The organism is Vibrio sp. Vb0598, assembly GCF_033338935.1.
In the GTDB taxonomy this organism is placed as follows: Bacteria; Pseudomonadota; Gammaproteobacteria; order Enterobacterales; family Vibrionaceae; genus Vibrio; species Vibrio alginolyticus.
Window position 1 is genome coordinate 1 of record NZ_JAWOTP010000104.1, and the last position, 1,482, is coordinate 1,482.

1 protein-coding gene is annotated in these 1,482 nt (G+C 42.9%); it reads right to left on the reverse strand.

The window, feature by feature from the left end:
* Positions 1-1,482 (reverse strand): Ig-like domain-containing protein (locus R7Q38_RS23255; protein WP_318114448.1); only part of this gene is annotated, 1,482 nt, incomplete at both ends.

Genomic DNA, 1,482 nt, shown 5'->3' on the forward strand with positions numbered 1-1,482 from the left:
AGCCACTCATCGCTTATCTTGAGTGCGTCACCTTGAATCGTGACACTAGGAACTTCAAACTGGTTTTCGTATCCATCGCCGCCATCAAGAATATCCACCGTTAAAGAGGCATCATCGTTCAAACCTTCAATTGCCTCTAAGGTAATATCCAATGTTACGGAGGTGGTGTCACCGTCTGAATCTGTTGCATTAACTAACAATGGTATATCCAGGATTTGATCTTTTGACAGATCGAAAGAGCGATATAATTCAAAGGAATACTCTATTTCACTACTCGACTCTACAGGTAATGTGGATAATAGTTTCGATTGAAAAATATTTACTTCCACCCCACCTTCTAAGATATAGCCAGTAATTGTCGTACCGTCATCAGACAGACGGTAAAGCAACTCACTTTCACTACTCACTAATGTGGGCTGGTTTAATTCGCTAAATCGAAGAGAGTCAACATAATCACTCCCGATATCGAGTTGAAGGCTCCCAGTCTTAAAGATTGCCCCACTTTCTAGATTAATCTCTTCCATTGCAACAACAGTCAAGTTGCTCAACGTAGGATCAACACCATCTTTCAACACGAAATCAATTTCATTCTCTACAAGCGGTGTGGAGTCTAGATCTGTCCCTCCAATGGTCAGCGGGAAAGTGACCGTATCACTACTATTGAATTGATCGATAGGATGATCAAGAGTAAGCGAGATTGAAGCTAGTACATCGTTACCCGACTCAATGCCACTCAATGTTAACGTAAATACAGTGACACCATTAGCAAATGCTGTGATTTGCTTTCCACTGGAACTTAACGTGTAGCTAAGCTCATTATCAGAGACTGAGCTTGTAAGCCCTAATGCCTCTAACTTAGTAATGGATGCCCCACCAAAATACAAACTAGTCGGATCAGGGTTATCAGAGCCAGCAATCACATTAACACTGCCTTCGGTGGTTAATAATGCCTCTCCCAGAGGTACTTCTGCTGCGTTTATAGTAGCGCTGCCTACATAACCCGCTTGGCCATCTATAATGTCGATAGTTGCGGTTGCTACACCGTAATCTTTTGAATCATCGGCTGCGAGATAATCAAAAACGAGACTTTGCTCAACCGTGTGATCTAAGTTGCGACTGGCATTCAACTGCCAAGAGCCATCTGAAAGTACGGTTAATTCACCCTTCTCTAGACTAAAACTTACTGAGCCACCATCAGGGACAGACTGGATCTCTCCTCCGGCTCTGACATATCGAATGTACAAGTCACCATCAATATCAATGTCATTCTCCAGTACATTGCCAGAAATGACTTGGCCTTCGGTTACACTATATGACTCATTTTCGATCACTGGATCGGCATCAAGGATGGCGATTTCTAGGGGAGCCACAACAGCCTCTTGTGTGCCGTCAGCATCACTTTGAATGCTTTCAACCAATACGTTAGTCACCAGCTCATCTTGACCTACACCATGATCAATCGCTTCATAAAAAGTAATTTGA